We start from the raw sequence: 25,905 nt of genomic DNA, 5'->3' as shown, positions 1-25,905 counted from the left end.
TGTAATACCTTTCTATTTTCTCAGATAAATATCTACCACCTTTAAATGGGAACTTGATCAAAAAACAACGGAAACTTGAAAACCATAAACTCGGCTCATGCAACAAAAAAAATCACCTCTTTCTTTTTTTGAAAGAGGTGATCCCATCGTACTATTCTTCAATATCCATCCATTTATAATTATCAGCACTGACTTGATAAGTAATAAAATCCTTCACTTTATCGTTTTGCAAATATGCAGTGCCATTTTGATATAGCGGAATTAGTACGGCACTTTCTTCAATTAATAATTGTTCTGCCTTCAAAAGCGCATCCCAGCGTTCCTTTGGCTTTGTTGCTAATTCTGATTTAGAGCCTAGCACCAATTTATCATATGTTTCATCAGAATAACCTGTATGGTTTCCAGGGCTATTTGTAATAAATAAATTTAAATACGTAAGCGGATCCTGATAGTCTCCACCCCAACCTGTAATAATCATTTCATAATCCTGACCCACGTTCGCAGCAATGCTTGCCTTAGGAGTTAGTGGGCGCAGATTGACTGTTAATCCTGACAATGTATTCTCCAACTGATATTTCAAGTTTTCCGATAGACTTTTCGCAAAGTCGGAATCAGAGCTCGTTAATGTAAATTCTAATTTCTCTTTCCCCAGCTCTTCTAATCCCTTTTTCCAATGTTCCTTTGCCTTCTCTACATTGTATTCTACAAGATCGCCATTTTGCTCTCTAAAGTCTTCACCTGTTACTGGGTCTTCAGCCAAGCCCTTCGGGACATTCCCATGTGCTACCACAGAGCCATTACCTAAAAGTTCTTCAACAATAACCTCTTTATTAATTGCCATGTTCATTGCCTTACGAATATGAAGGTTAGCTAAATCAGTTGTTTCGCCATCCTTACCCTGATTCATTTTAATATAGCTGGTAGATCCAGTTAAAAACGTATGGAATTCATCTTCTCCCTGAAAATGCTCCACATTATCGCTTGTTAAGTTAACACGATCCAGCTGTTCATTTTGATAAAGATTGACAGCCGTTTCTGCATCCTTAACAACATTTACTTCAATACGGTCAACATTAACAGCTTCTTTATCCCAGTACTTTTCATTCTTTTTATACACCCAAGACATTCCAGTGCCTGTCCAATCATCTAACACAAAAGGTCCGTTGTAGAGGGCATGGTCACTGTCTGTTGCATACTTCTCTCCCTGCTCCTCAATATATTCTTGAGGCTGAGGGAAAAAGGTTGCCGTCGTGAGTAGTTCTTTAAAAAACGGTACACCATTTTCCAAAGTTACTTTCAGTGTATGATCATCCAAAGCTTCAATACCAAGATCATCGACGGGTTTATCGCCTTTTAATATCTCTGTTGCATTTAACACGATCTCTTCCAACTGTGGGCCATATGCTGCTCCGGTTTTTGGATCCACTACCTTCTTCCAGGCGTATTCAAAGTCATGGGCGGTTACCGGCGACCCATCTGACCATAGCGCATCCTCACGTAATTTAAATGTATAAACTTTTTTATCTTCACTTACTTCCGGCTCCTTTGCAGCGATAGCCAACTGTGGTTTCCCTTCCTTGTCTAATCGGTACAAGCCTTCATTTATCTGATTAATAACATTAAAACTGAAATCATTATCGGCCATTACCGGATCAATTCCTGGTATTTCACCTGGAGCACTTATTTTAACAACTTTCTCATCCTTGTTAGAGGAACTGCTTTCTTTTTCTTGTTTATCCTCTGTATCACCACACGCTGTCATGAATAAAATGAGACCAAGGACAAATAGTAAAAACCCCTTATTCCACTGCATTTCTCTACCCCCTATGTTTTAATCAACAAGTCCTATTATAAGACTATTCTACAATAAAAGACAACTAGGAATAGGAGGCATTTTCATATTTAATAAAAAACGAAGCGGGTATGCCAATAGCCAGAAGAAAAGAAAGCACAGTAAAAGTAATCATATAATTACCTAGGCTCATTAGAATAACAGCAATAAGTGGACCGGCAGTCGCTCCGATGAATAGGATAAAAGCATATAAAGAGGAAGCCAACGCCCTTTGCTCTCCTCCAAACTCTCCTATTAGAAGCATAATGACCGGAAAGAGTAAAGAGATACCACCAACAAACAATATGCTTGTTATAATAATAAGAAGAAGGCTGGAAGATAGCCCCATTAATACTAAACAGATTGATGATAATGATAAACCAAACTTTAACATAGCTATTAGTCCGAATGTATTTACAAGCCGCCCTGCTAATGGAGAAAGCAACATTCCAATGAAACCAAATGCTCTGATATATAAGATTTCTGTTTCTGTTAACTGGAATGGCTCGTTTCCTAAATAATTCCCCAAAACTGTATACATTCCTACAAATGTAAGCAGCAATGTGATTGTAATAAGGTAGCAGAGCACAAGATTTCTATATTTAAAAAGTGTAGTAATTTGATATAGATATCTTTTTAAACCACTGTATTTGAATCGCTTATAATCACGGGGTAAAAATAGTAGTACCACAGCAAATGTAATGAGATAAAATAACCCAAAAACCACAAATACAGATTGCCAACCCAAGTAGTTACTTATCCCGCCGGCAAGCACCTGACCAAAGATTCCAGCTGTTACATAACCAAAACTCAAAAAGCCAATAACCGTCACTAATTTTTGTTTTGGAAACATTTCAAAAGCATATGCTAAAGCGGTTGGTGCAAAGGTTGCGGCAAAGAATCCCTGTATTCCTCGAAGTGCAACAACCCATTCCAATTGATCTGTCATTCCAATCAGAGGTGTAAGGATCCCAAGCGCAAGTAACCCGGTTAGTATAATATTTTTCCGGCCAAATCTGTCAGATAAGGGCCCAAAGAATAAAAATCCAATGGCATAAAACAATGAAAATGAACTGCTGGTCCAGGCTGCATGTGTGCGGGTTGTTGAAAAGTAATCTGAAAATACATCAATTAATGGAGTGGTTGTATATACACTGGACACGACAATTAGCGCACACCAAAAGAGTATTGAAGTAACCAATTTATCCTTCTTTTTTATAGAAGCGACTTCTCCAGCCATTATACTTCCCCCACCCTTCTTATTATAGATATGAAGAGCAGTTGCCTATTGTGCAGCTGTTAGTTTGCCATTTCCACTCATTTATTTGTTGCCGTTCTACCCCGACATATGAGAAAATAAATGATGTCAATCAGAAGAAAAAATTTAACATTATCCAAGGAGAGTAAACATCATGCTTAAAAGAAAAGGCAGGGTTATTACCATTTTGATGGTATTGCTACTATTATTTACAGGTTGTAGCATGCAAACATCAAAAGAAGCCCAGCAAGAAAATACATCAGAAGAATCTTCTCCTGCAAATACAGATATCAACACAGATTCGGAGAAAAACGAAAAGGAAGTAAAAGCCCCTTCTGAAGAACTACAGAAGAAGGATAAAGGAGAACCAGTACGCCGTTTGCAACTTGCCCTTCAATCAATTGGTTATGATGTAAAGGAAGATGGTATCTATAACACGGACACTACATTAGCCGTGACGGACCTTCAATTGCAATTTAAAGAGTTAAAAGCCACAGGTTTATATGATAAAGAAACAAGCAAGACGCTTCAAAAGCTACTTACAACAGATAAAGGTGATTTCAAAGCTTATAAAATTCTTGCAAAAAATAAGGATGTACAAAAAGCTAATGGCGGGGCAACCGTTTTGCAGAACCCTTACGATCAATTAGCACTGGTAAATAAGCAACATGCATTACCAGCTGATTACATTCCTAAGGATCTAGTAACACCTAAGGTTCGCTTTCCATTTACTGAAGATTTACCTAAAAAACAAATGAGGCAGGTTGCTGCTACTGCCCTCGAAAAAATGTTTGCTGCAGCAGATAAGGCAGGATTAGATTTATTTGCACAATCAGGTTATCGTTCCTATGAGCGGCAGGACTCTATTTTTGCCTCAAACGTCAATGAACACGGAGAAGAAGCTGCCAATAAATTCAGTGCTCGTCCAGGCGAAAGTGAGCATCAAACCGGCTTAACTATGGATGTAACAAGCCCTGATATAAATTACGGTCTAACAATAGAATTTGGTAAAACAGATGAAGGAAAATGGATTAAAAAACATGCAGCTGAATACGGTTTTATCATTCGTTATCCGAAAGGGAAGGAAAATATTACAAAATACCAGTATGAGCCTTGGCATTTGCGTTTTGTAGGTAAAGAAGCTGCAAAAGAGATCATGACAAAAGGGATTACTTTAGAAGAATACGTAAAGGGAAAATAGGAGAAATCTGCTCATCTAAGAGCAGGTTTTTTCATTTAGAAAGTTAGCCAATGTGTGCTGATGTATGAGATTTTTCTTCTTTTTCTACTAATTGATCAAGCGCACGAATCCGTTCCAGAGCTCTATGGTCTTCAATTTCTTTGTAGTGGTGCTTTCCTCCCGCCTCTTCATCTGCTTCATCTGCCATATGCACGACTTTTTGCAAAGGGTTCAATTTGAGTTCTCCTCCCGGCAAATAAGAATCCGTATGCAATAAAATAGCTACTGCAATCTCTTTAGCGGCATGACGTTCCTCCCCAACGCGGATAAGCAATTTATGTGCACGGCTAGCTCCCTTAATTGCATGTATGTCATTTTCTTTATACAGGTCATAATCCCATTCCCCGTTGCGGTACCACGTATAGTGACCGACATCATGAAGTAGTGCCGCTTTCGTTGCAAGGTCAGGGTCGACGCCAAGTTTTTCTGCATAGACAAATGCATATTCAGCCACGGCAATTGCATGAGCAATACCTGATCTTTTTAAATACTTTTGTGTAATGGGATGGGTGAAAATTTGTTCCAATGATACATTTCTCATTGTAGCACTCCTTTCTTTAAATAAATTTTATAGACTATAACATGAATAAAGGATTCTTGCAATCTGTTATAGCCTTTTCTTTGGAAAAATAAACATTTACATCAATAATAGTCTACAGTGCCACCCAGTTACTTCAGAGTATATCTAAAAACACCACCATACATTGCAAAATCTTGGATTAGATAAAAAAACAGTATATGAATTTCTTCATATACTGTAGCTCAAAATGGCTTTAAAATCATGAGGACGATAATGATTAAAAAGATTGTATTTTCCATACGTTCATAGAAAAACAACTTCTTCGAAAGCGTGAAGTAACTATCGGGAATTTCTTCTCCTTCTGTTTCTTTTAACAAAGCTTTAATCGGCTTGGATCTCGGCGAGAGCACCCCGGGGCCAAATCCTAAAGCGATAATAAATAAGATCAGACTGACTACATACCATCCTTGAGAAAATAAATAAGGATGTAGTAACCCCATCCAAATCCCGGTAACTAATAGAAGTGTCCCTCCGACCATAACAAAAATATGTAGTCTATTTCGGATAAAGTAGGCATGTCTTAATTCCGTCATTGTTGATGATTTTGTAACCACATAAATCATTATAAACCCAGGCCCCATACCTAAAATCGCCGATATAATATGAATAAAAACAAGGATTTCGTAGAATGTCATGCTACAGCCCCTCACTATCTCTTCATTTTTCCCTTATATCATACATCATTTCAATAGAGTGAGGGCTGTGACATATCACACTATCCAGCAATTATTTTCAACAATTTCGTGGCATTTAATCTATTAGCTTTTCTCTTTATATAACTCCATAGGGTTTATTTGTTTTTCCTGTAATGGAATTTGTATCATTTGTAGCGTTCGTTCTTCTTTTGGTTTTTGAAGATCTTCATAGATCTCTTTTGATTTAGATAAACCTGCACCTTCCGCATCCTTTACCGATTGACAATAATACACATCTTTAATACCAGCAAACTGCATTGCCGTTAAACACATGGGGCAAGGCTCTCCACTAGCATACATTGTGAACTCGGAAAGGTCATTCGTTTCAAAATCCTCTTGTGCTCTTCTTATTGCTATCAATTCAGCATGACCACTGACATCATATTTCATGTGCAATTCATTTACGCCTTCCGCTACCGGTATATCATTCTTAACCAAAACGGCACCAAATGGCTGACCTCCGTCTTTTACATTTTGTGCAGCTAAATCAACAGCTCGTCTCATAAATTTATTCATTATTTAACCTCCCACAGTATCTTAATACTATTTTAGGAAAAGTACTTGAGGAACTCAACCTATCGGCTTACTGTTATTCGTACGTAATCTTCATGTCTCCAGGCTTAATCCAACCCTTTTTACGTAGAAGTTCAGCAAAAAGAAAAGCAATAATAGCTGGTGCTACTATATGAAGAATTACTACGCTCCATACCACATTCATAGAAAACCCCATGGACTCAAATGTCATGATCTGACCTACAAAGCCACTTGTTCCCATGCCAGCGCCAGACGCATTATTTGTTAACTTTAACCAGACGGTTGCAAACGGAGCTAATATGGCCCCTGCAATAGTTGGCGGAAGAAGAATGATTGGTTTCCTTAAAATATTAGCTACCTGCAGCATCGATGTTCCGATACCCAAAGCTAAAAACCCTCCAAAGCCATTATCACGATAGCTTGCAACAGCAAACCCTATCATTTGTGCTGAACAACCTACCGCCGCTGCACCGGCTGCTAGACCATCTAAGGAGAGCATAATAGCAATAGCTGCAGAGGAAATGGGTGCCGTAAGAGCCAGGCCCATTAAAATCGCTACCAAAACACCCATAATAAATGGCTGCTGTTCTGTTGACCAATTAACAATTTCACCAAAGCCCAGCATAAATGAATTGATTGGAGGACCAATAAATGTCCCTACCATAAAGCCAATAACAATAGTCACTAGAGGAGTAATAATAATATCTACTTTAGTTTCCTTATAAACGAGTTTACCAAATTCAGTTGCAAATAAGGCTGACACATAGCTGCCGGCAGGACCACCAAGTTCAGCTCCAAATGCTCCTGCAAATAAAGCAGAAAGTAAAACCAATGGAGGTGCCTTCAATCCATAAGCAATCGCTACCCCTATTGCTCCTCCCATTATCTTTGTGTCCATAGCAAAACTTCCCATTTCAATTAAAACAGATGCTAATTCAGGAGAAAAATTCACCACAATTTGTTCTCCGGCTGTTTTAATGATAAGACCAATAATTAGGGAGGAAAAAAGCCCAAGTGCCATGAAACTCAAGGCAGTAATGATATATTCATTCGCTGATAAAGAAATACCTTTCCTATTTAAAAACGCTTTCAATTATTTACCTCCATCCTGTGAACTTATTCACATAAAAGTAAGAAATATTCCATGTTTTCTATTATACGGTATCGTTTTAACAAGGCAAGGCTTTTCTACTTATTCCTCGACCAGAGTTGTTGTTGCTTTTCATGTAGTTATTCGCTACAATTTAAATGATAATCATTATCAATTTTGTGATTGCATATAATGAGCGGAGATATAGAGGGAGGAAGGGACAATGGAACATACTGATAATAAGACAGACTTGGCAAAGATTATTCGCGAAAGACGTGCAGTAAAAAAAGGCTATAATAACAAGGAAGTAAAAGAAGAAACCATTCGCGAATTGTTGGAGGATGCTGTGTACGCACCTACCCACGGCATGCGCCAACCTTGGCGATTTATTTTCGTAGGGGCTGATAAGAAGAACGATTTTGCGAAAAAGGTGGCTGCAACGTATCCAGAGGAAAGACAGCAAAATCGGGAAGATTACCTAAATGAACCGAATGCGCATCTTATCGTAATAATGGAAGAACCGGAAATTCAAAAACAGTGGGAAGAAAATTACGGCGCTGTAGCTTCTATGGTTCAAAACTTTTGGTTATTGGCTTGGGAAAAAAATCTTGGGGTTGTATGGAAAACAAACCCTCATATTTACGACCCACAAGTAAAAGAGCTATTAAATGTAAAAGAAAATGAAAAAATAGTAGGATTTATTCATCTTGGCTATTTTGATGAGAAACCAATGCCAAAAGATAGAATATCTGTAGAAGAAAAGTTTAGTAGATATAAATAAGAAGACACCCTATCTCCTATTAAATTGAGATAGGGTATTTTCTTTTGCTCAATTTATTTGCTGAGCTTTCTAAATCGAGAAAAATAATCGTTTGTCTCACCGATGATTACCTTATACAGAAAGAGAAGTCCAATTAAGTTGGGAATCATCATAAGCGCATTAGCCATATCAGCAAATGCCCAAACAGTTGTTAGACTTGCAACTGTACCAATAAATGTAGCACCAACATAGATAAACCGGTAGATCCCTAAATATTTTAGACCAAATAGATACTCAAAACATTTTGTACCATAGACATACCAGCCAAGAATTGTTGAGAATCCAAAGAAAACAACAGAAATCGATACAATATATTCTCCAATATTTCCAAGAGAAGAACCGAATGCTGCACTTGTTAACGCACCTGCATCAAGGGTTGGATCATGGGATACGCCTGAAAGAAGACCTCCTGTAGTGTCCCAGAAGCCTGTTACCAGTAAAACAAGTCCAGTCATTGTACAAACAATTATTGTGACAATAAATGTTCCAGTCATTGCAACTAATGCTTGTTTCACAGGATGAGAGGTTTTTGCATTACCTGCGATTAAAGCAACCGTACCAAGACCGGCTTCATTTGAGAAGATCCCTTTAGAGACACCATTCCGAACTGCCTCCATTACCACAATACCTGAAAATCCACCTACTGCTGATACCGGATTAAAAGCATATGTAAAAATCATAGAAAAAGCAGGTCCAATTTGATCATAGTTAAGACCTAAAATAAGTAAAGAGGCACCGATATAAAACACAGCCATTACAGGAACAAATACACCCGCAACAGAACTTATTCGCTTTAAACCACCAAAGATAATAAGCGATGTTAAAACAACAAGAATAACTCCTGTTATTACACCTTTTACATTAAAACTATTTTGCATAACGTCAGCAATTGTATTTGATTGGACGCTGTTCCCAATACCAAGTGCTGCAAACGCTCCAAAAAAGGCAAACGCTACTGCTAATGGCTTCCACTTTTTACCTAACCCTCGTTCAATATAATACATAGGCCCACTTGAATATTCTCCGCTTTCATTCTTCACACGATACTTCATTGCAAGTAGTGCTTCTGCATATTTTGTTGCCATTCCCAGTAAACCAACAACCCACATCCAGAAAATAGCTCCTGGCCCTCCAAGAGTTACAGCTGTAGCTACACCTGCAATATTTCCATTTCCAATCATTCCTGCCAGTGATGTCATTAATGCTTTAAAATTACTGACATCCCCTTCTGTCTCGCTGTCTTCCTTGTCTTTAGAGAATGCTAATTTAAGTGCATAGAAAAGTTTTGAGAATTGTAAGCCCTTTAAGATAAAGGTTAAGAATAAACCAGTTCCAACTAATAGTATAAGACTGGGAGCTCCCCATAAAATATCGTTGATTTGTTTCAATCCTGTTAGCATAATAGTCCTCCTGTTAATACTCTTGTTGTCAGCTGTTTCTTGTCATTAAAATGGTGTTGTCTATGCCTCCTTTGTTGGTAAACGATTTCATTTATTTCGTTTAAGACCACTAAATAATCGTAATATATTTTTTAAATCTTGTATAGGAAAAATAGATTTCAGTCTTTTAGCTGGGTGTAATTTACGAGGTGGAGGGTGTATCAAATTAATATCTATCTACCTTTGAAAATATCAGTTTGTGCATAGTTGGAGGGGAATGCGAAGTAGATCGGGGACTATCAGCAGCAGAGCGGAACTATTCGCCGGAGAATAGATTAATCGGCAGCAGAGCAGAACTATCCGCCGGAGAATAGATTAATCGGCAGCAGAGCGGAACTATCCGCCGGAGAATAGATTATTCAGCAGCAGAGCGGAACTATCCGCCGGAAAATAGATTATTCAGCAGCAGAGCGGAACTATCCGCCGGAGAATAGATTAATCGGCAGCAGAGCGAAGCAATCCGCCGAAGAGCAAATTAATCAGCAGCAGACTGAAATAATCCGCCGGAGAGCAAACTAATCAGCAGCAGACTGAAATAATCCGCCGGAGAGCAAATTAATCGGCAGCAGAGCGAAGCAATCCGCCGAAGAGCAAATTAATCAGCAGCAGAGCAGAACTATCCGCCGAAGACATTCGCAAACTACCTATATTTTGTTCACTATACGTTATTTTCCGAAACGGCCGTTTAAACTACTACCAAGTTACTTCGCATTTTATCTATTTTATGAACTATTTTAAAATCCCGGTTAAAGCAAAAAATGGCCTCCATTTTTTAATGGAGACCATTCTTATTCGCTTACTCCCAAAAGGAACTTTTTAAAGAAGCTTCGTCCTCATGACGTTTTATGGCAAGTTCAATTAACTCATTAATTAAGTCAGGATAGGATACCCCGCTAATTTCCCAAAGCTTTGGATACATACTAATCTTTGTAAAACCTGGTAATGTGTTTATTTCATTCACATAAATCTCGTTATCTTCTGTCAGAAAGAAGTCCACACGGGCCATGCCTTCACATTGTAGTGCTTGGAAAGCTTTTATTGCTACTTTCTGAATTTCCTTAGCGACTTCTTCTGGTAAATTGGCAGGGATGGATAACTCAGCGCCCTTCTCGTCAATATACTTAGATTCATAGGAATAAAATTCAGTATGTGGAAGGATTTCACCAATTTTAGAAGCTTTTGGTTCTTCATTTCCTAAGACTGCACATTCAACCTCTCGTCCTTTTAGTGTCTCTTCAATAATAATTTTTTTATCAAAATGAAAGGCTTCAGCTACGCCTTTATTAAATTCTTCCTCGTTCGTTACTTTACTGACACCTACTGAGGAGCCTTGATTTGCTGGTTTGATAAACAACGGTGTACCAAGTGAAGCAGCTATTTCCTGATAATTAATTTGATCTTTTTTATTTTTGGTAAACGAAACACCTTTTGCTACCTTTACTCCGGCATCTTTCAAAAGTCGCTTCGCAATGTCTTTATCCATGCATAAAGCCGAACTTAACACATTCGGTCCTACAAACGGGAGGTTTGCTATACGAAGCATTCCTTGTAGACTACCATCTTCACCAAGTGTGCCATGGACAATAGGAAACACAGCATCCAGCTGGTCCAGCTTCACTTTATTGTCTGCATGAATGATTTGGCTCTTCTCCTCCCCTGGCACAATGGCAACATGTTCATTTGACTGATTTAGTTGAATCAGTTTCGGATTTTCTTCATTCAATAGATAAGAGGACTGATCATTTAAATGCCACTTTCCTTGTTTATCAATTCCAATTAAAACAACTTCATATTTATCTTTATTAATCGCATCAACTATATTTTTTGCTGACTGAAGAGAAACTTCATGCTCAGCTGACTTTCCACCAAAAATGACGCCAACTTTTTTCTTCGCCATCCCAAACATCCTTTCATGTTTATGAATATAATAAACATAGCATAAATAAGGTTGACTCTAACAGTGTAAAGTCAAAAAATAATTGCTTTTTTATACCAACTATTGCCGTTGCTCCATTCCGTGAAGATAATATTCTTTTTATAGCATACGAACAAGGTAATTATATAAATTGAATTGCTCATGTATTATCTTTTTTCAAAAAAATCCTTGACATTCGATTGCTTATCTTATAGTATTATTTTCAATAACTTAATGATTAAAGCAATGACGAAGAAGAGTAATCTATTTAAACACTTTAGAGAGCTGATGGTTGGTGGGAATCAGTGTGATTTGGTAGATGAATGGGCTTCTGAGCTTCCAAACCGAAAATATAAAACAGTAGGCTTTGGCGACTATGTTCCTCCGTTACCAGGAACAGATAGGAAACAATGTTGTTTTCTATTGCTAAAGTGAACTGTATTTGCAGTTAATAAAGGTGGTACCACGGTCCCTCGTCCTTTTTCGGATGAGGGGCCTTTTTGTTTTTTAATGAAGTAATATTTTTAATAAACATATGAATAGCTATAAATAAATAATTAAAATCGTCGAGTAAGAGGAGTAAGTATATAAAAAGCGTTTGTAGAGAGCTGGTGATGGTGGGATTCCAGCACGTGGTTATATGCTGAATGGACTTACGAGAGGTTTCCGGAAAGAGAAAAAGTGAAGTGCCTTAGAGTAATACTGGCAAAAGCTTTTTAGACAAAAGTATGGAAACCCGGAGTTCCGCCGTTATACGGATAGAATATCGAGTTAGTCTCTTCACATGGAGATTTCTTCCGTATTCGAACAAGATGAGAAGATTAAATTCTTCTCAAATGAGGTGGCACCGCGGTCACAATCGTCCTCTATAGACACATATTTCGATATGCGTCTATAGAGGTTTTTTTATGCATTAACATATAAGGAGATGAACAAATGAAGAAAATTGTAACTCATAAACTAGTAAAGCTAAATGCAGATACATTGACACCTATTCGTATTTTCCATCAGTTATCCGGCCAAAAGAAATTTTTATTAGAAAGCTCAGTTAAACATGAACAGAAAGGAAATTATTCATTTATCGGAGCAGATCCATACGAGGAACTGATTGGGATGGGAAACACGTCCATGATTATCAACCATGAGTCTGGCAAAAAAAGCACAGTTGAACAGCATGTACTAGATTATCTTAAGGAAAGCTTCCATCACATTGAGTTAGACATCCCCCTTCCCTTTTATGGCGGGGCCGTTGGCTATATAGGATATGAGACCATTCGAACGTTTGAGGACATTGGTGAAGAAAAAACAGATGATCTATCTATGCCTGACATTCACTTGATGATTTATAGAAACATTTTCGTATTTGACCACAAGGAAGAAGTGATTTACCTGATTGCAATAAATCAGGATGAACAATCGGAAGAGGTGCTACTTAAACGATTAAACAGCATGCAGGAAACACTGCAGCGAAATGTGCCATATCAAGAAGAAAAAGAAACAACTTTTTCTTTTCAGCCAGAGGTAAGTGAAGAAAGCTTTAAGGAAAAAGTTCGAACTGCTAAACATCATATTTTAAGAGGGGATATTTATCAGGTAGTGCTATCTCAAAGGATGAAGGCAGATATGAAGGGGTCGCCCTTCCAGTTTTATCGGCAGTTACGGAAGGCCAATCCCTCTCCCTATATGTTCTATATTGATTTCGATGAATATCTCGTATTGGGAGCATCACCTGAAAGTCTGATTCAAACGAGTGGAAAAACAATACTAACAAACCCAATTGCAGGCACACGCCCTAGAGGTGAAACAAAAGAGGAGGATGAACAACTTATCCAAGACTTGCTCTCGGATGAAAAGGAGATTGCGGAGCATCGAATGCTTGTAGATTTAAGCAGGAATGATCTTGGAAGTGTGTGTGAGATTGGATCAATTACTATCCCGACTTACATGCAAATTGAAAAGTACCAGCATGTAATGCATATTGTTTCGGAAGTCAAAGGGAGACTGAAAGTAAATTGCTCCAGTATAGATGCACTTATCTCTTGTTTACCAGCAGGTACTGTTTCTGGAGCACCCAAAATCCGGGCTATGCAAATTATAAACGATCTGGAAGAGAAGAAGCGTGGTGTCTATGCTGGGGGAATAGGTTATATCAATTTCAACAATGATTTAAACATAGCACTCGCCATCCGTTCACTTGTAGTGAAAGACAATCAAGCATATCTGCAGGCTGGTGCCGGAATTGTACATGATTCAGATCCTGGAAAGGAATTTCAAGAGACGTTGCATAAAGCAAAATCCCTAATGGAGGTTAGCCAATATGATGCTGTTAATCGATAACTTTGATTCATTTACCTATAACATATATCAATATTTCTCAGAGGAAAAAAAAGAGATAAACGTAGTTCGTAATAACAAAATAACGCTTGCTGAAATAGAGAGGTTGCAGCCAGAGGCGATTATTATCTCACCAGGGCCTGGTCTTCCCGGAGAAGCAGGAATTTGTATGGAGGTTGTGCAGCACTTTTATAAGAAAACACCTATTATCGGTATATGTTTGGGCCACCAAATCATAGCTGAAGCGCTGGGTGCGGAATTAAAACCTGCAAAAACAATTAAACATGGGAAAACCTCCCTCGTTACTCATAATGGGTTAGGTCTCTTTAGCTATATGTCTCAGCCTTTGGAAGTAATGCGATACCACTCCTTTGTAGTTGATAAAGCAACCGTCCCTCCTCATTTAGAGGTGGTTGCGACATCCCTTGAAGACAATGAAATTATGGCAATTAAACATCGGTCATTTCCGGTGTTCGGTGTTCAGTTTCACCCCGAATCCATCGGAACTGCTACCGGAAAAAAGATGATAAGCAATGTATTGAATGAAATTGGAAAGGAGCTTAAGCATGAAACATTATCTTGAAAAATTGATTAATCTGGAAAGCTTATCTGTAGAAGAAATGAAAGAAGCCACCACCGCCTGCTTTTCAAATGAAATTAGTCGTTCAGAAATTGCTTCTTTTTTAACAGCCTTACGAATGAAGGGGGAAACAGCTGACGAAATTACTGGCATGGTCGACGTTATCCGTTCCCAATCCGCTTATCAAACAGGCATTCTTCCCCATGTCATGGATAATTGCGGTACAGGTGGCGACAGATCCTACAGCTTCAATATAAGTACAACATCTGCATTCGTTATTGCAGGTGCTGGTGTAACGATTGCGAAACATGGCAACAGAAGTATTTCAAGCAAAACGGGCAGCGCCGACGTATTAGAGTATTTAGGTATATCCCTATCCTTCTCTAAAGAACATACGGAAGAAATCCTTAAAGAAAATAAAATCGCATTTTTATTTGCGCCACATGTTCATCAAGCTCTAAAACCGTTTAGTCATGTTCGAAAAGAACTGGGAATGCCAACCATTTTTAATGCTATTGGTCCTTTAACCAATCCGATAAATCTTGACTCTCAATTTATTGGTGTCTACAGACGTAACATGCTGGAAACAATGGCGGAGTCCCTACAAAAGCTGGGTAGACGGAGGGCAATTGTAGTTAACGGTGCTGGATTTATGGATGAAGCTTCGTTATCAGGCACAAATCACCTTGTCATCCTAGACGAGGGAAAAATATCCCCTTTCACCCTTCACCCGGAGGAAGTGGGATTGCCTGTATATACGAACGATTTGATCCGCGGTGGAGATGCAAAGGAAAATGCAGCTATTACCAAACAAGTATTATGTGGAAAGCCAGGCCCTTATCTTGATACAGTCGTTCTAAATGCTGGACTTGGCCTATTTGCGAATGGAAAAGCCACTTCCGTCAAGTCAGGAATCGAATTGGCAAAAGAGAGTATCCACTCCGGTGCAGCACTCGAAAGGCTAGAGAGGTTAATTGAATTCAGTAAGAAAACTAAGAGTGAGGTGGTCTAAATGACAATATTAGAAAAAATCCTGAAACAGAAGGAAAAAGAAGTCGCTCAACTAGTAAAACAAACGTTTGAACAACCAGCAGCGAAGAAAGTTCCACTGCTTAAGGACACAATACGAAAGGCGAGCAATTTAAAAGTAATTGCCGAAATCAAACGCTCTTCCCCTTCCAAGGGAGCTATCCATATGGAGGTAGACCCAATAGAACAAGCAATCCAATATGAAAAGCAAGGTGCAGCTGCTATATCCGTTCTAACAGACACTACATTTTTTAATGGGTCAATCAAGGATCTCCAAGCAATACGTAAAGCAGTCAATCTGCCCATTTTATGTAAGGATTTTATTATTGATCGTATTCAAATTGATCAAGCTAGAGCAGCTGGTGCAAATATTATCCTATTGATTGCAGCTGCTTTATCGGATAAAGAGCTTCATTCCTTATATCAATATGCCAGAAAGCAGGACTTGGAGGTTTTATGTGAAGTTCACAATGAAATGGAAATGGAGAGGGTCCTTAAGCTTAAACCAGAAATAATAGGCATTAACAATCGAAACCTTAAAACATTTGAAGTGGATCTTCAAACTACTGCCAGGCTTGCATCCATGGTAACAGATGAGAATACGGTTTTAATTAGTGAAAGTGGAATGCAAACAAAACAGGATGCCCTCTTTGTAAGTGAAGCCGGAGCAGAGGCTATCCTGGTTGGTGAAACACTCATGCGTTCGAAGCATTTACCGGATACCTTTAACCAATTACAGGTACCAAAACAAACAGGGGCAGAAGAAAATGCTCGTTAAAATATGTGGGATTACTACGGTAGAAGCGGCACAAGCTGCCGTAAATGCGGGCGCTGATTTCATCGGATTTGTTTTCGCTCCAAGCAGCAGGGAAGTCACTGTCGAAAAAGCTAAAAGGATTTCAGCTTTCATACCGCAAACTGTTCATAAAGTTGGCGTATTTGTAAACGAAGCGCCAGAAGATATAACTTCTATTGCTGAGGCTGTAAACCTGGACTATATCCAGCTTCATGGAGATGAGTCTCCAAGTATCGCTGAGCAACTCCCTTATAAAATTATTAAAGCTTTTTCAGCAAAAGACAGTAGGAGAACGCACATAACGAATTATCCATGTGATTATTATTTAGTTGATAGTCCCAAAGCTGGCAGTGGAGAAACCTTTGATTGGAAGCTTCTCCACAGTCTTTCCTTGGATCACAGGAAGCTGATTCTAGCTGGAGGCCTTTCTTCCAAGAATATAAATCATGCCGTAAAACAGGTTAATCCTGCCGGGGCAGACGTATCAAGTGGTGTTGAAACAAATGGGAAAAAGGACAATAAGAAGATAAAAGAGTTTATCCATCTATGCAAAAATAAACAAGGAAAGGATGATATCGATGGCAATATATACGATGCCTGATGCTACTGGGAAATATGGAGAATTTGGGGGCAAGTTTGTTCCCGAATTATTAATGCCTGCTTTAATCGAACTGGAGAAATTATATGAGGAAGCAATTCAGGATCCTGAGTTTATAGAGGAGTTAAATAAGTATTTGGCAGAATACGTTGGAAGAGAAACTCCTCTATACCTTGCAGAAAATCTCACGAAAAAATTAAAAGGTGCCCAAATTTACCTTAAGCGGGAGGATTTGAACCATACAGGAGCACATAAAATCAACAATACAGTCGGCCAAGCACTTTTAACAAAACGCATGGGAAAGAAAAAAGTAGTAGCGGAAACCGGTGCTGGACAGCACGGTGTCGCAACAGCTACCGTATGCGCCCTCCTTGACTTAGAATGTGTAGTATTTATGGGCGAAGAAGATATTAGAAGACAACGATTAAATGTGTTCCGCATGGAATTATTAGGTGCTGAAGTGCGAAGTGTTTCCCACGGTAGCGGCACATTGAAAGATGCAGTAAATGAGGCTCTTCGCTATTGGGTCAGCAATGTAGATGACACACATTATATTTTAGGCTCCGTCGTAGGGCCACACCCTTTCCCAAAAATTGTTCGGGACTTTCAATCCGTTATTGGAAACGAAACAAAAGAGCAATTCAAGCAAAAAACAGGAAAACTTCCGAATGCAGTAATCGCTTGTGTTGGTGGCGGCAGTAATGCGATGGGTATGTTTTATCCTTTTATCCAAGAAGAGTCAGTAACTATGTATGGTGTAGAAGCCGGTGGTCAAGGATTAGAAACATCCAAACATGCCGCTACGTTGACGAGTGGATCAGTAGGAATTCTCCACGGAACAATGACTCATTTACTTCAAGATGCACACGGACAAATCGAAGAGGCTTTTTCTATATCTGCTGGTTTAGACTACCCTGGCGTTGGGCCTGAGCATAGTCATTTGCATGAAACAAAAAGGGTCATCTATGATTCTATAACAGATAAAGAAGCATTAGATGCCTTTCAATTTTTATCAAAGACAGAGGGAATAATCCCTGCATTGGAGAGCGCGCATGCGATAGCATATGCGATGAAAATTGCTCCAAAAATGAGCGCAGATGAGAGTATTGTCGTTTGCCTATCAGGGCGTGGGGATAAAGACGTGGAACAAGTAAAATCGGCATTGGAGGGTAAATAATATGGGAAAAGATTTAATTCAGCAATCATTTTTGAAAAAACAAGAAGCAGGAGAAAAGCTATTTATCCCCTATATTATGGCGGGAGATGGCGGGTTAGACATTTTAGAAGAACGTATCGATTATTTACATCAATGTGGAGCTGCTGCAATTGAACTTGGCATTCCATTTTCTGATCCTGTTGCTGATGGCCCTACTATTCAGGATGCTGGCTTGCGAGCATTAAATAACGGTACTTCCCTAGGCTCTGTGTTGAATGTATTGAAAGAAAGCAGTGAAAGGCGGTCTGTTCCAATTATATTAATGACCTATTTAAACCCTATTTTTGTTTATGGGATAGAAAAATTTGCTTCCGATTGCAAACAAGCAGGAGTGGATGGCGTGATCATACCTGATTTACCATTAGAAGAGGAAGCAATAATAGATAAACTACTATACAAAAACTCCATAGCATTTATTCGTCTTGCAGCAATGACCAGTACGAAAGAACGTGTATTAGAATTAGCAAAACGGTCAGAAGGTTTCCTTTATGCAGTATCTGTAACCGGAACTACTGGGGCCCGAGCTACACATGAACAGGAAGTAAAAGATTATTTACGTATGCTGAAGCAAAAAAGTGCTGTACCCGTACTGGCTGGATTCGGAGTATCTAATGAGGTGCAAGCAAGGGAATTAAGCTCTTACTGTGACGGAGTAATTGTTGGTAGTAAGATTGTTGATCTGTTTCATAAAGGGCAACTAGAGGAGATAAAAGGTTTAATTCAAAACAGTGTGAAATATGAAGTAAACAGTTAACCCCTCCCCTTTTGTATAAAAAATAGTGACGTTGTATAAAAACGGTGGTATACTTAATCTGCGATGAGCTGATTTGCATAAGACGAGGAACAAAGAAATACATGTGAATGTGAACACATGGTTCTCTCGCCGCAAATTTCGAAAAGGCACCTGTGCATTCTATGCATAGGTGCCTTATTATTTACCTCGACGTTTACGCGCTTCCTCATACTCCTCCTGCGTTATTTCGCCCTTAGCTAACTTTTCCTTTATTATTTCTAATGAATCAGGTCTTCTTTGTTTATCACCTTTAAATCTCTTTACAATATAAAGGATAATTAGAAGAAGTAAAATTCCCAGTATGAGCCGGATGTATGGCTCTGTAAAAAGGCTCCCTAACATCATAATCACCTCTTTTGATATATTTCCCCCTCCCCCCGTTTTTAAGCTTATAGAAGTGTGTAGGAAATAATTACTATTTTAAATTAAACTAACCAAAAACCTTTACTTTAAAGTTAAGAATGTTAAGATATATCTAGAAAAACTACATAGATAAAACACAACTACTACATGGCGTAAGACACTAGGGGTGCTGCATAAGCGGCTGAGAGAAACAGATTTGTTTTAACCCTTTGAACTCGAACTAGATAATCCTAGCGTGGGGAATGAGGTCACCTTTGTAAATTGGATGGAACGCTAATTTATAACCGACTGCATTTTCTCTTAAATGCAGTCTTTTTATTTTGAAAAATTACCACACAAGCAGGATTAATACCAGAAATTATTTAGAACTCAAAATTCCCTTTTAAAAGGAGGTACCAGAATGAGCGAAGAATGGAACCTGTTAGATTCAGGTTGTAATGATGCTGCTATTAATATGGCCTTGGATGAAGCCCTTCTAAACTGGCATAGTAAAGGTGAAATCCCCCCCACCATACGCTTTTATGGCTGGTCAACACCAAGTCTTTCATTAGGTCATTTCCAAAAAGTAGAGAGATCCATTCATTTACAAGCTATAAAAAAGCACCAATGTCAATTAGTGCGGAGATTAACTGGTGGAAGCGCAGTCTTGCATGATAATGAGCTAACCTACAGTGTAGTAGTTACGGAAAACCATCCTGCCATACCCAAATCAGTTCGTGACGCTTACTATGTATTATCAAAAGGTGTTCTTGCAGGTTATCAAGAATTGGGAATACAAGCGGATTATGCCGTACCGGACAAAACGGCCACTAAGGATAGAACAGCTGTCTGCTTTGAAAAAACGGCGTACTATGAACTAGTCGTGAATGGAAAGAAAATATCCGGCAATGCTCAAACAAGAAAACAAGGTGTCCTCTTACAGCATGGCTCCATTCCTTTGGAAATCAACGACCATATGCTTTTTGACTTGTTTGTATTTCCAAATGAGGAGATACGTGAACGTAAAAGAAAGCAATTTTCTAAAAAGGCGAGCACGATAAATGAATTAACGAAGAAGCAATATACATATAATGAAGTAAAAACAGCGTTTATTGCTGGTTTTAAAAAAGGATTGAATATTAATTTAAACCCTGTTGTCCTTTCCTCCCAGGAATGGGATGAAGTCTACGAATTGGCAGAAAGGAAATATCAAGACATAAATAAAAAAGTGGTTAGGAGCTGAAGAAATGGCAAAACAACAGGAATACATACGCAAACCCGAATGGTTAAAAACGAAAATTAATACAAATAAAAGCTACACTGGGCTAAAAAAGCTCATGAGGGACAAAAAATTAAATACTGTCTGTGAAGAAGCCAGATGCCCAAATATTCACGAATGCTGGAGTGAAAGAAAAACTGCAACATTTATGATCCTGGGTGATACTTGTACACGTGGTTGCCGATTCTGTGCAGTTAAAACGGGTCTTCCTAATGAATTAGACTGGGGAGAGCCTGAAAGAGTGGCAGAATCTGTTGAAATTATGGGGTTAAAACACGTGGTAGTAACAGCAGTTGCCCGAGATGATTTAAACGACGGTGGGGCTGCTGTTTTTGCTGAAACAGTACGAGCCATTCGTAAATTGAACCCTGGATGTACGGTGGAAATCTTACCATCTGATATGAAAGGTGACTATGAAAGCTTATCAACATTAATGAACAGCAAACCAGATATCTTCAATCATAATATTGAAACAGTACGCAGATTAACAAAACGTGTTCGTGCAAGAGCCATGTACGATCGTTCTCTACAGCTCCTCCAGAGAGTAAAGTTAATTGCCCCTACAACACCTACAAAGTCCAGCATTATGGTAGGGCTTGGTGAAACAAAGGAAGAAATTATACAAGCAATGGATGATTTACTGGCACATGGCGTTGATATTATGACAATTGGGCAATACCTGCAACCAACGAAGAAGCATTTACTTGTGGAAAGATATTATCATCCAGATGAATTTCAGGAATTAAAGGAAATTGCTCTTGAGAAAGGATTCAGACATTGTGAATCAGGGCCTATGGTCCGCTCATCCTATCATGCTGATGAACAAGTAAGCCAAGCCTCTGCACAACGGAGAATTAACTATATGCAAGGATATGAAAAGCAAGAAGATAAAGAAGTGGATTTTAAGTTATAATAGGTTAAACCTTTAAAAAATAGTTACAAAAAATAAACTGGGAGGTTTCATTGCCTCCCAGTTAAACATTTATGAGTTGTGGATCTTACTTTAATTCTATAATCTTTATTAATCTGTGTTAAGACCTATGCCGCTGTTGTATCCCTACCAGCGAACAGTAGAGCAACCGCTACCGCCACAGCTACTGCAGTAACATCATTTTTAATATACACTTTTGGTTTATATTTATTGTTACCTATATTATTATTATCAAATGACGTATGGTCTGAGTCTATTTGATTTTGATCATTATCCTGAGCTTGTGCTTGATTTTGGTTTTGGCGCTGTCTTTGTAGTTGCTTTTCAAGCTGCACCATAATATCTTCTAACTTCACTTCTAAATCTCTGAAGTCATTTTTACTCATGTTTCTCCCTCCTATTAACTTTATTTTCACAAGAAAGTTCTATTCTTCCATTACGGTTGGAGTTTCTTCTTTAAACATAGTAACCAGTTCACGAATAGTATCCATGTCTAAAGCTCCTCCAGTGCCACTGTGCCCGCCACCAACAAGTACTGCTACTGCTACCGCTACTGCTACCACATTGATGTCATTTTTAATATAAATTTTTGGTTCGAATTTATTGTTACCAATGTTGTTATCATCAAAACTATTTCTATCAAAATCCAACTGACTTTGATCGTTATCCTGTGCTTGAGCTTGTGCCTGATCCTGACGTTGTCTTTGAAGCTGCTTCTGTAGCTGAACTAAAATTTCCTCCAAACTTACTTCAGTATCTCTTTTACTACGAGAAGACCCACAACCATGATGCTTACTTCCATGTCCGCCGCACGTATCATAAAAACTTTTTCTCATTATATTTCCTCCTTCTTATTTTTGTAATGAAAGCTTCTACAATTTGCCTATTAGACAATCTGTAGTAAACTTCCTTACGCTACTATATATATGTAAAGGTTCTTAAAGTGAATAGATAGATGACAGCGGACAAGCGCATATTTTCTATCATTACTAGGTTAGTAGACTAGAAATGTAAAATAAAATTCATAAAAAAAAAAGAAAGCCTATCAACGGCTTTCTCTAGTAGTAATTATGGGGGGTGCGGCTTACATTATATATATGCAAAGGTTGCTCTTCAGACCCGTCACATCCCCTGTACAGATAGCACATTTATGTTTCCAAAGATTTTTTTTGCGACTTGAAAGAGATCTAATACTTCTTTTCACTCTCAGATGAATTTTTGCTTTTATGCTTTTTCTTTTCATCCTTCATATCTTTATCTAATTCCTCCATAGGAATGTCGTCTACTAATTTTTGTTCGTCATGTTTATCAATTTCGTATTGCTTATCTTCTTTCTTATGCTGATTGGCTTTTTCGTTCTTGTTCATATAATCACCTCTTCTCCGCTTTTCTACTGTTTTCCTTTTCATTAATAGGTATAAACATAAGTTGTGTTAAAAGTATCAAAAGTTGGTATGATAATAGCGAGGAGGCAAGCACATGCGAGAATTCGATCATATAAAAAGTTTAGAAGAAACCGAGCAATTCATTACTCAGCATCCCTTTACTTTTATTTATATCTCAAGTCCCAATTGTAGCGTCTGTCATGGTTTGAAACCACAAGTACAGGAGCTAATGAACAAGTATCCCGAGATAAAAATAGCACATATAGATACACAAGAAGTCCCAGAAATAGCGGGGAGATTTTCCATATTTACTGTTCCAGTCCTTTTACTATTAATAGAAGGAAAAGAATATTTACGGGAAGCAAGAATAGTTCACATGGATTTATTGGAAGAAAAATTGGATAAGATATATAAAAACATGGTTGACCCTCAATAAGGGCCAACCATGTTTTTCATTCATTTACATAGAAATCGTTAATATAAAGTTCATAGTTCCCAGCATCATTGGTTACCTTTTCAGAAACCAATTTCCCTTCAACTATCGTTTGTTGTTTTTTTAAATCAATGACATAAACATCTGCTGGTGCTTTTTGGCTTTGTACCTGTATAACGATATATAATTTGTTATTTTCTGCTTTAACTTGTCTACGCATAACAGGTGCACTATCCGATTCAGGCAGCTGTGTAATTGGTTTTTTGGTTAAAGCAGCTTTCTCTAAGTCATATTCCAGTACTTCATAACCTTTACCATCCGCTTGAAGAAAATAAAGCTTTGACCCGGAAACTGCAAATGTTGAACCATCTCGCATAAGATCAAGTTCCGGTGGCGGAGTAAATGTGGTTACCTTCCCAGTTTGCATATTTACAGCTATAAGCTCACTTTTACCTATTTCTTCATAATAATTACCATACTCATCTTTCATTTCTTTAAAAGTATCCTTCATAAACACAGTGTAATCATTAAAAGAAGTCGTATTGCCACTCTCTACTCTATAAAGGCTACTATTTTGTTGTTTTTGTACTGTATTCGAATAAATAACTTTGTCTTCAATCACCTTCTGTTTTTTCAAGTCGATCTGATATAGGTAGATCTCATCCTGCGTTTGATCTTGATTACTTAAATAATTTAACGTAACCAATTTTACCTTCCCATCTATCAGGTTTACGTTTTCTACATTCACATAGTTATATTTCTCATGATGTGGTATGTCCACTGTAAATGTCGTTTTGTTGTTTGTTTTCTTATTCAGCAATTCAATTTCAAATTCCTTCGCTTTATTGGTAAAATCATTTCCTTTTACATTTGCATAAACAACCTGCTCTTCATCTTGGCTAATAGTAGCTGTGTGCCATGTTTTGCCGCGCATAAAACCGCGGTAATCCTTTTGGAGTTGCTGAATAGCTGGTTCAGTATAAAAGGAGTTATTCAGCTGGCTAAAATATGATAATTCACTTGAATATACCGTATCATCCGAAGTGATCGCTACCCCTTCCCCATTCATCCCATGTAAATAATCACCTACTAATTTCAAGTTTTGTATATCCTTTATATCTCCCTTTTCCAATTTAAATTTAAAATCCGGAGAGGAGTTCCCAGCAATAGCGGTTGTTATATAAAATGTACCAACACTGAGCACAATTACAACCAAAATTGTTAATAGTTTCCAATATTTTCCCATGGTGATCCCTCCTATACTGTTATCTTTCGTTTAATTAGAAAATGACTGACATAAATGGAAGCCGCAACAATAATTAGACCTAAAGCCAATTCAATCAAAAATAACTCATTGGGATAAAAATAATTAGCACCTACACCTATTAACTCCGTAATTAGTATTGGAGATAGGAATAATAACGTGCAACTAACTCCATAAACGATTCCAAGAAACATGCCTTTGAATCGGAAACTGCGTTCAAATAAGATAGCTGTAAACAAGACAACGACAACCATAAAACCAATTCCATAATTAATAAAGAAATCCATTATTTGTGTTGGTATAAATACACCCATATAGCCTGATTGATCAATTATTTGAATGATTGATAAATCCATGCGGAAATCCTTTGAGACGATCATTCTTAGAAATAGATTTTCTAATGGTAAAAGAAGAAGCTGTACTGCGACCAATCCCAAAACCATTAAAAATATTGTAGTGATTTTTGACCAAAACAGGTTCAATCTGGCTGTCGGGAGCATAAGGAGACGATAGATAAATGTATTCTTCCCAAACCAATCCCTGTACCAAATAAGAAATAGGTAAAATAAAAGAGCTGCAATACATAGTGCAATTGGGCCGGTGAACCACATACTTCTGGTTAACATCCCCATACTAATCTGCCCATACATCTCTAAAAACTCTGCTTTTGGTGTAAGTTCTTCATAAATAGCCTGGTTTACATCACCTACATATTGGTTAGCTTTTACAATAACACCAGCAATCTGAGAAACCATTGTTATACCAAGTAAGACAATATATATTTTAATAAAACGATTCACTTCAAAATTAACAAGCTTCAGATAGTTCATTGTCTATACACCTCTCTCATTACATCAACAACAGATTTTCCTTCCTGTGCCCGCAATTCTTCTGTATGGAAATCTTTAATTACTATACCATCATCTAAGAGAACTACTTTATCAATCAAATGCTCTATATCATTTATCTCATGTGTAGTAATTATGACACCACGGCCTTCAATTAAATGGCTTGTAAACACCTCGGCAATCTGTTCTCTGCTGAAAATATCAATTCCTGAGAAAGGTTCATCCATGAGAAGAAATTCCACATCCAAAGCTAATCCAAGCAATAAATTCATCTTGGCTGTATTTCCTTTGGATAAACTCGAGATTCTTTCCTCCGGTTTCAACCGAAAGAACGAAAGCAGTTCATCTGCACGTTTTTGGTTCCATTTTTTATAAAAATCCTTCATGAATTCCATTGCCTCAGCAATGGTCATCTGTGGCAGCATTGTAATAGCATCAGGAATAAATGCTACTCTTTCATATGTCTCTTTTTGAAGCTTTTCTCCGTTGATCAATATTTCCCCACCCGAAATAGGTGTCAGTGCCATAATCGCATTTAATATTGTCGTTTTACCAGCTCCGTTTATGCCAATAAGACAGGTGATTTCTCCTTTATTAGCCGTAAATGATACTCCATTTAGTACCTTCTTACGTCCGAATTTCTTTTTAATGTCTCTTACTTCTATCATAGCTATC

The 25,905-nt window shown here is 38.0% G+C and carries 27 protein-coding genes, 1 riboswitch and 2 other annotated features; of the genes, 12 read left to right on the top strand and 15 right to left on the bottom strand.

Annotated elements, in window-relative coordinates:
* Positions 1-151: 151 nt before the first annotated feature.
* Together BME96_RS01835 and BME96_RS01830 are read right to left on the bottom strand one after the other, a co-directional pair.
* Positions 152-1,813, bottom strand: coding sequence for a peptide ABC transporter substrate-binding protein (locus BME96_RS01835; protein WP_071648130.1), 1,662 nt, complete (start codon positions 1,811-1,813; stop codon positions 152-154).
* A gap of 64 nt (positions 1,814-1,877) precedes the next feature.
* On the bottom strand, positions 1,878-3,071 hold the full coding sequence (locus BME96_RS01830) for an MFS transporter (RefSeq protein ID WP_071648129.1): 1,194 nt from the start codon (positions 3,069-3,071) through the stop codon (positions 1,878-1,880).
* A 172-nt stretch (positions 3,072-3,243) separates the two neighbouring features.
* On the opposite strand from BME96_RS01830, the gene BME96_RS01825 reads away from it, so the two are divergent.
* Positions 3,244-4,290, top strand: coding sequence for a D-alanyl-D-alanine carboxypeptidase family protein (locus tag BME96_RS01825; protein WP_019379114.1), 1,047 nt, complete (start codon positions 3,244-3,246; stop codon positions 4,288-4,290).
* 43 nt (positions 4,291-4,333) lie between these two features.
* On the opposite strand, the gene BME96_RS01820 is transcribed toward BME96_RS01825, so the two are convergent.
* The 4 genes from BME96_RS01820 to BME96_RS01805 form a co-directional block, all read right to left on the bottom strand.
* Complete coding sequence (locus BME96_RS01820) at positions 4,334-4,870, bottom strand: HD domain-containing protein (RefSeq protein ID WP_019379113.1); 537 nt, start codon at positions 4,868-4,870, stop codon at positions 4,334-4,336.
* A 221-nt stretch (positions 4,871-5,091) separates the two neighbouring features.
* Positions 5,092-5,544 carry a DUF2269 domain-containing protein gene (locus BME96_RS01815; protein ID WP_019379112.1) on the bottom strand — a complete coding sequence of 151 codons (453 nt, stop codon included), beginning with the start codon at positions 5,542-5,544 and terminating at the stop codon, positions 5,092-5,094.
* A gap of 123 nt (positions 5,545-5,667) precedes the next feature.
* Complete coding sequence (locus BME96_RS01810) at positions 5,668-6,120, bottom strand: nucleoside deaminase (RefSeq protein ID WP_019379111.1); 453 nt, start codon at positions 6,118-6,120, stop codon at positions 5,668-5,670.
* A 73-nt stretch (positions 6,121-6,193) separates the two neighbouring features.
* Positions 6,194-7,231, bottom strand: coding sequence for a PTS sugar transporter subunit IIC (locus BME96_RS01805; RefSeq protein WP_019379110.1), 1,038 nt, complete (start codon positions 7,229-7,231; stop codon positions 6,194-6,196).
* A gap of 220 nt (positions 7,232-7,451) precedes the next feature.
* On the opposite strand from BME96_RS01805, the gene BME96_RS01800 reads away from it, so the two are divergent.
* Positions 7,452-8,009 (top strand): nitroreductase family protein, encoded by a 558-nt coding sequence (locus tag BME96_RS01800; RefSeq protein WP_019379109.1) that lies wholly within the window; start codon positions 7,452-7,454, stop codon positions 8,007-8,009.
* 53 nt (positions 8,010-8,062) lie between these two features.
* Here the strand turns inward: BME96_RS01800 and BME96_RS01795 are convergent, their stop codons facing one another.
* Entirely contained in the window at positions 8,063-9,448 is a 1,386-nt protein-coding gene (locus tag BME96_RS01795) for an alanine/glycine:cation symporter family protein (protein WP_019379108.1), read from the bottom strand.
* 835 nt (positions 9,449-10,283) lie between these two features.
* Complete coding sequence (gene ddlA / locus BME96_RS01790) at positions 10,284-11,384, bottom strand: D-alanine--D-alanine ligase (protein ID WP_060681585.1); 1,101 nt, start codon at positions 11,382-11,384, stop codon at positions 10,284-10,286.
* A gap of 255 nt (positions 11,385-11,639) precedes the next feature.
* Positions 11,640-11,886 (top strand) — a binding site (T-box leader).
* A 73-nt stretch (positions 11,887-11,959) separates the two neighbouring features.
* Positions 11,960-12,272: a binding site (T-box leader), on the top strand.
* A gap of 66 nt (positions 12,273-12,338) precedes the next feature.
* Between ddlA and trpE the strand changes: the two genes are divergently transcribed.
* Genes trpE through trpA form a run of 7 tightly spaced genes read left to right on the top strand, consistent with a single transcriptional unit; the run spans position 12,339 to position 18,709 of the window.
* Positions 12,339-13,739 carry an anthranilate synthase component I gene (gene trpE / locus BME96_RS01785; RefSeq protein ID WP_071648128.1) on the top strand — a complete coding sequence of 467 codons (1,401 nt, stop codon included), beginning with the start codon at positions 12,339-12,341 and terminating at the stop codon, positions 13,737-13,739.
* Positions 13,720-14,319, top strand: a complete 600-nt coding sequence (locus tag BME96_RS01780) for an anthranilate synthase component II (protein WP_071648127.1) — start codon at positions 13,720-13,722, stop codon at positions 14,317-14,319. Before trpE ends, BME96_RS01780 begins: the two co-directional genes overlap by 20 nt.
* Positions 14,303-15,328 (top strand): anthranilate phosphoribosyltransferase, encoded by a 1,026-nt coding sequence (trpD, locus tag BME96_RS01775; protein ID WP_071648126.1) that lies wholly within the window; start codon positions 14,303-14,305, stop codon positions 15,326-15,328. The genes BME96_RS01780 and trpD overlap by 17 nt, the downstream gene beginning before the upstream one ends.
* Entirely contained in the window at positions 15,329-16,123 is a 795-nt protein-coding gene (gene trpC / locus BME96_RS01770) for an indole-3-glycerol phosphate synthase TrpC (protein ID WP_071648125.1), read from the top strand.
* The gene (locus tag BME96_RS01765; protein WP_071648124.1) at positions 16,113-16,742 is read left to right on the top strand and encodes a phosphoribosylanthranilate isomerase; all 630 of its coding nucleotides are present in this window, start codon (positions 16,113-16,115) and stop codon (positions 16,740-16,742) included. The genes trpC and BME96_RS01765 overlap by 11 nt, the downstream gene beginning before the upstream one ends.
* Positions 16,720-17,916 (top strand): tryptophan synthase subunit beta, encoded by a 1,197-nt coding sequence (gene trpB, locus BME96_RS01760; protein WP_019379100.1) that lies wholly within the window; start codon positions 16,720-16,722, stop codon positions 17,914-17,916. The genes BME96_RS01765 and trpB overlap by 23 nt, the downstream gene beginning before the upstream one ends.
* Before the next feature lies 1 nt (position 17,917).
* Positions 17,918-18,709 (top strand): tryptophan synthase subunit alpha, encoded by a 792-nt coding sequence (gene trpA, locus BME96_RS01755; RefSeq protein WP_071648123.1) that lies wholly within the window; start codon positions 17,918-17,920, stop codon positions 18,707-18,709.
* Between the two features lie 177 nt (positions 18,710-18,886).
* On the opposite strand, the gene BME96_RS01750 is transcribed toward trpA, so the two are convergent.
* Entirely contained in the window at positions 18,887-19,093 is a 207-nt protein-coding gene (locus tag BME96_RS01750) for an SHOCT domain-containing protein (protein WP_231478665.1), read from the bottom strand.
* 170 nt (positions 19,094-19,263) lie between these two features.
* Positions 19,264-19,371: riboswitch (TPP riboswitch) on the top strand.
* 140 nt (positions 19,372-19,511) lie between these two features.
* Here BME96_RS01750 and BME96_RS01745 point away from each other — a divergent pair.
* Positions 19,512-20,333: a lipoate--protein ligase family protein gene (locus BME96_RS01745; RefSeq protein WP_071648122.1), complete on the top strand. Its 822-nt coding sequence runs from the start codon at positions 19,512-19,514 to the stop codon at positions 20,331-20,333.
* A gap of 4 nt (positions 20,334-20,337) precedes the next feature.
* Positions 20,338-21,282, top strand: a complete 945-nt coding sequence (lipA, locus tag BME96_RS01740) for a lipoyl synthase (RefSeq protein WP_019379096.1) — start codon at positions 20,338-20,340, stop codon at positions 21,280-21,282.
* A 125-nt stretch (positions 21,283-21,407) separates the two neighbouring features.
* Here the strand turns inward: lipA and BME96_RS01735 are convergent, their stop codons facing one another.
* The 3 genes from BME96_RS01735 to BME96_RS01725 form a co-directional block, all read right to left on the bottom strand.
* Complete coding sequence (locus BME96_RS01735) at positions 21,408-21,686, bottom strand: hypothetical protein (RefSeq protein WP_071648121.1); 279 nt, start codon at positions 21,684-21,686, stop codon at positions 21,408-21,410.
* A 39-nt stretch (positions 21,687-21,725) separates the two neighbouring features.
* Positions 21,726-22,136 carry a hypothetical protein gene (locus BME96_RS01730; RefSeq protein WP_071648120.1) on the bottom strand — a complete coding sequence of 137 codons (411 nt, stop codon included), beginning with the start codon at positions 22,134-22,136 and terminating at the stop codon, positions 21,726-21,728.
* A 351-nt stretch (positions 22,137-22,487) separates the two neighbouring features.
* Positions 22,488-22,667: a hypothetical protein gene (locus BME96_RS01725; RefSeq protein WP_019379093.1), complete on the bottom strand. Its 180-nt coding sequence runs from the start codon at positions 22,665-22,667 to the stop codon at positions 22,488-22,490.
* Positions 22,668-22,779: 112 nt separating this feature from the next.
* Here BME96_RS01725 and BME96_RS01720 point away from each other — a divergent pair, with 112 nt between their 5' ends.
* A complete protein-coding gene (locus BME96_RS01720) occupies positions 22,780-23,121 on the top strand; it encodes a thioredoxin family protein (protein ID WP_019379092.1) in 342 nt (113 codons plus the stop codon).
* 16 nt (positions 23,122-23,137) lie between these two features.
* Here BME96_RS01720 and BME96_RS01715 read toward each other — a convergent pair whose 3' ends face one another.
* From BME96_RS01715 to BME96_RS01705, 3 genes are read right to left on the bottom strand one after another with little or no spacing between them, the layout of a single operon-like run.
* On the bottom strand, positions 23,138-24,364 hold the full coding sequence (locus BME96_RS01715; RefSeq protein WP_071648119.1) for a hypothetical protein: 1,227 nt from the start codon (positions 24,362-24,364) through the stop codon (positions 23,138-23,140).
* A gap of 11 nt (positions 24,365-24,375) precedes the next feature.
* Positions 24,376-25,212 (bottom strand): hypothetical protein, encoded by an 837-nt coding sequence (locus BME96_RS01710; RefSeq protein ID WP_071648118.1) that lies wholly within the window; start codon positions 25,210-25,212, stop codon positions 24,376-24,378.
* The gene (locus BME96_RS01705) at positions 25,209-25,898 is read right to left on the bottom strand and encodes an ABC transporter ATP-binding protein (protein ID WP_019379089.1); all 690 of its coding nucleotides are present in this window, start codon (positions 25,896-25,898) and stop codon (positions 25,209-25,211) included. Before BME96_RS01705 ends, BME96_RS01710 begins: the two co-directional genes overlap by 4 nt.
* Positions 25,899-25,905: the final 7 nt, after the last annotated feature.

This window comes from Virgibacillus halodenitrificans, from assembly GCF_001878675.1.
Classification (GTDB): Bacteria; Bacillota; Bacilli; order Bacillales; family Amphibacillaceae; genus Virgibacillus_Q; species Virgibacillus_Q halodenitrificans.
This window is presented reverse-complemented; position numbering and strand designations above follow the sequence as displayed.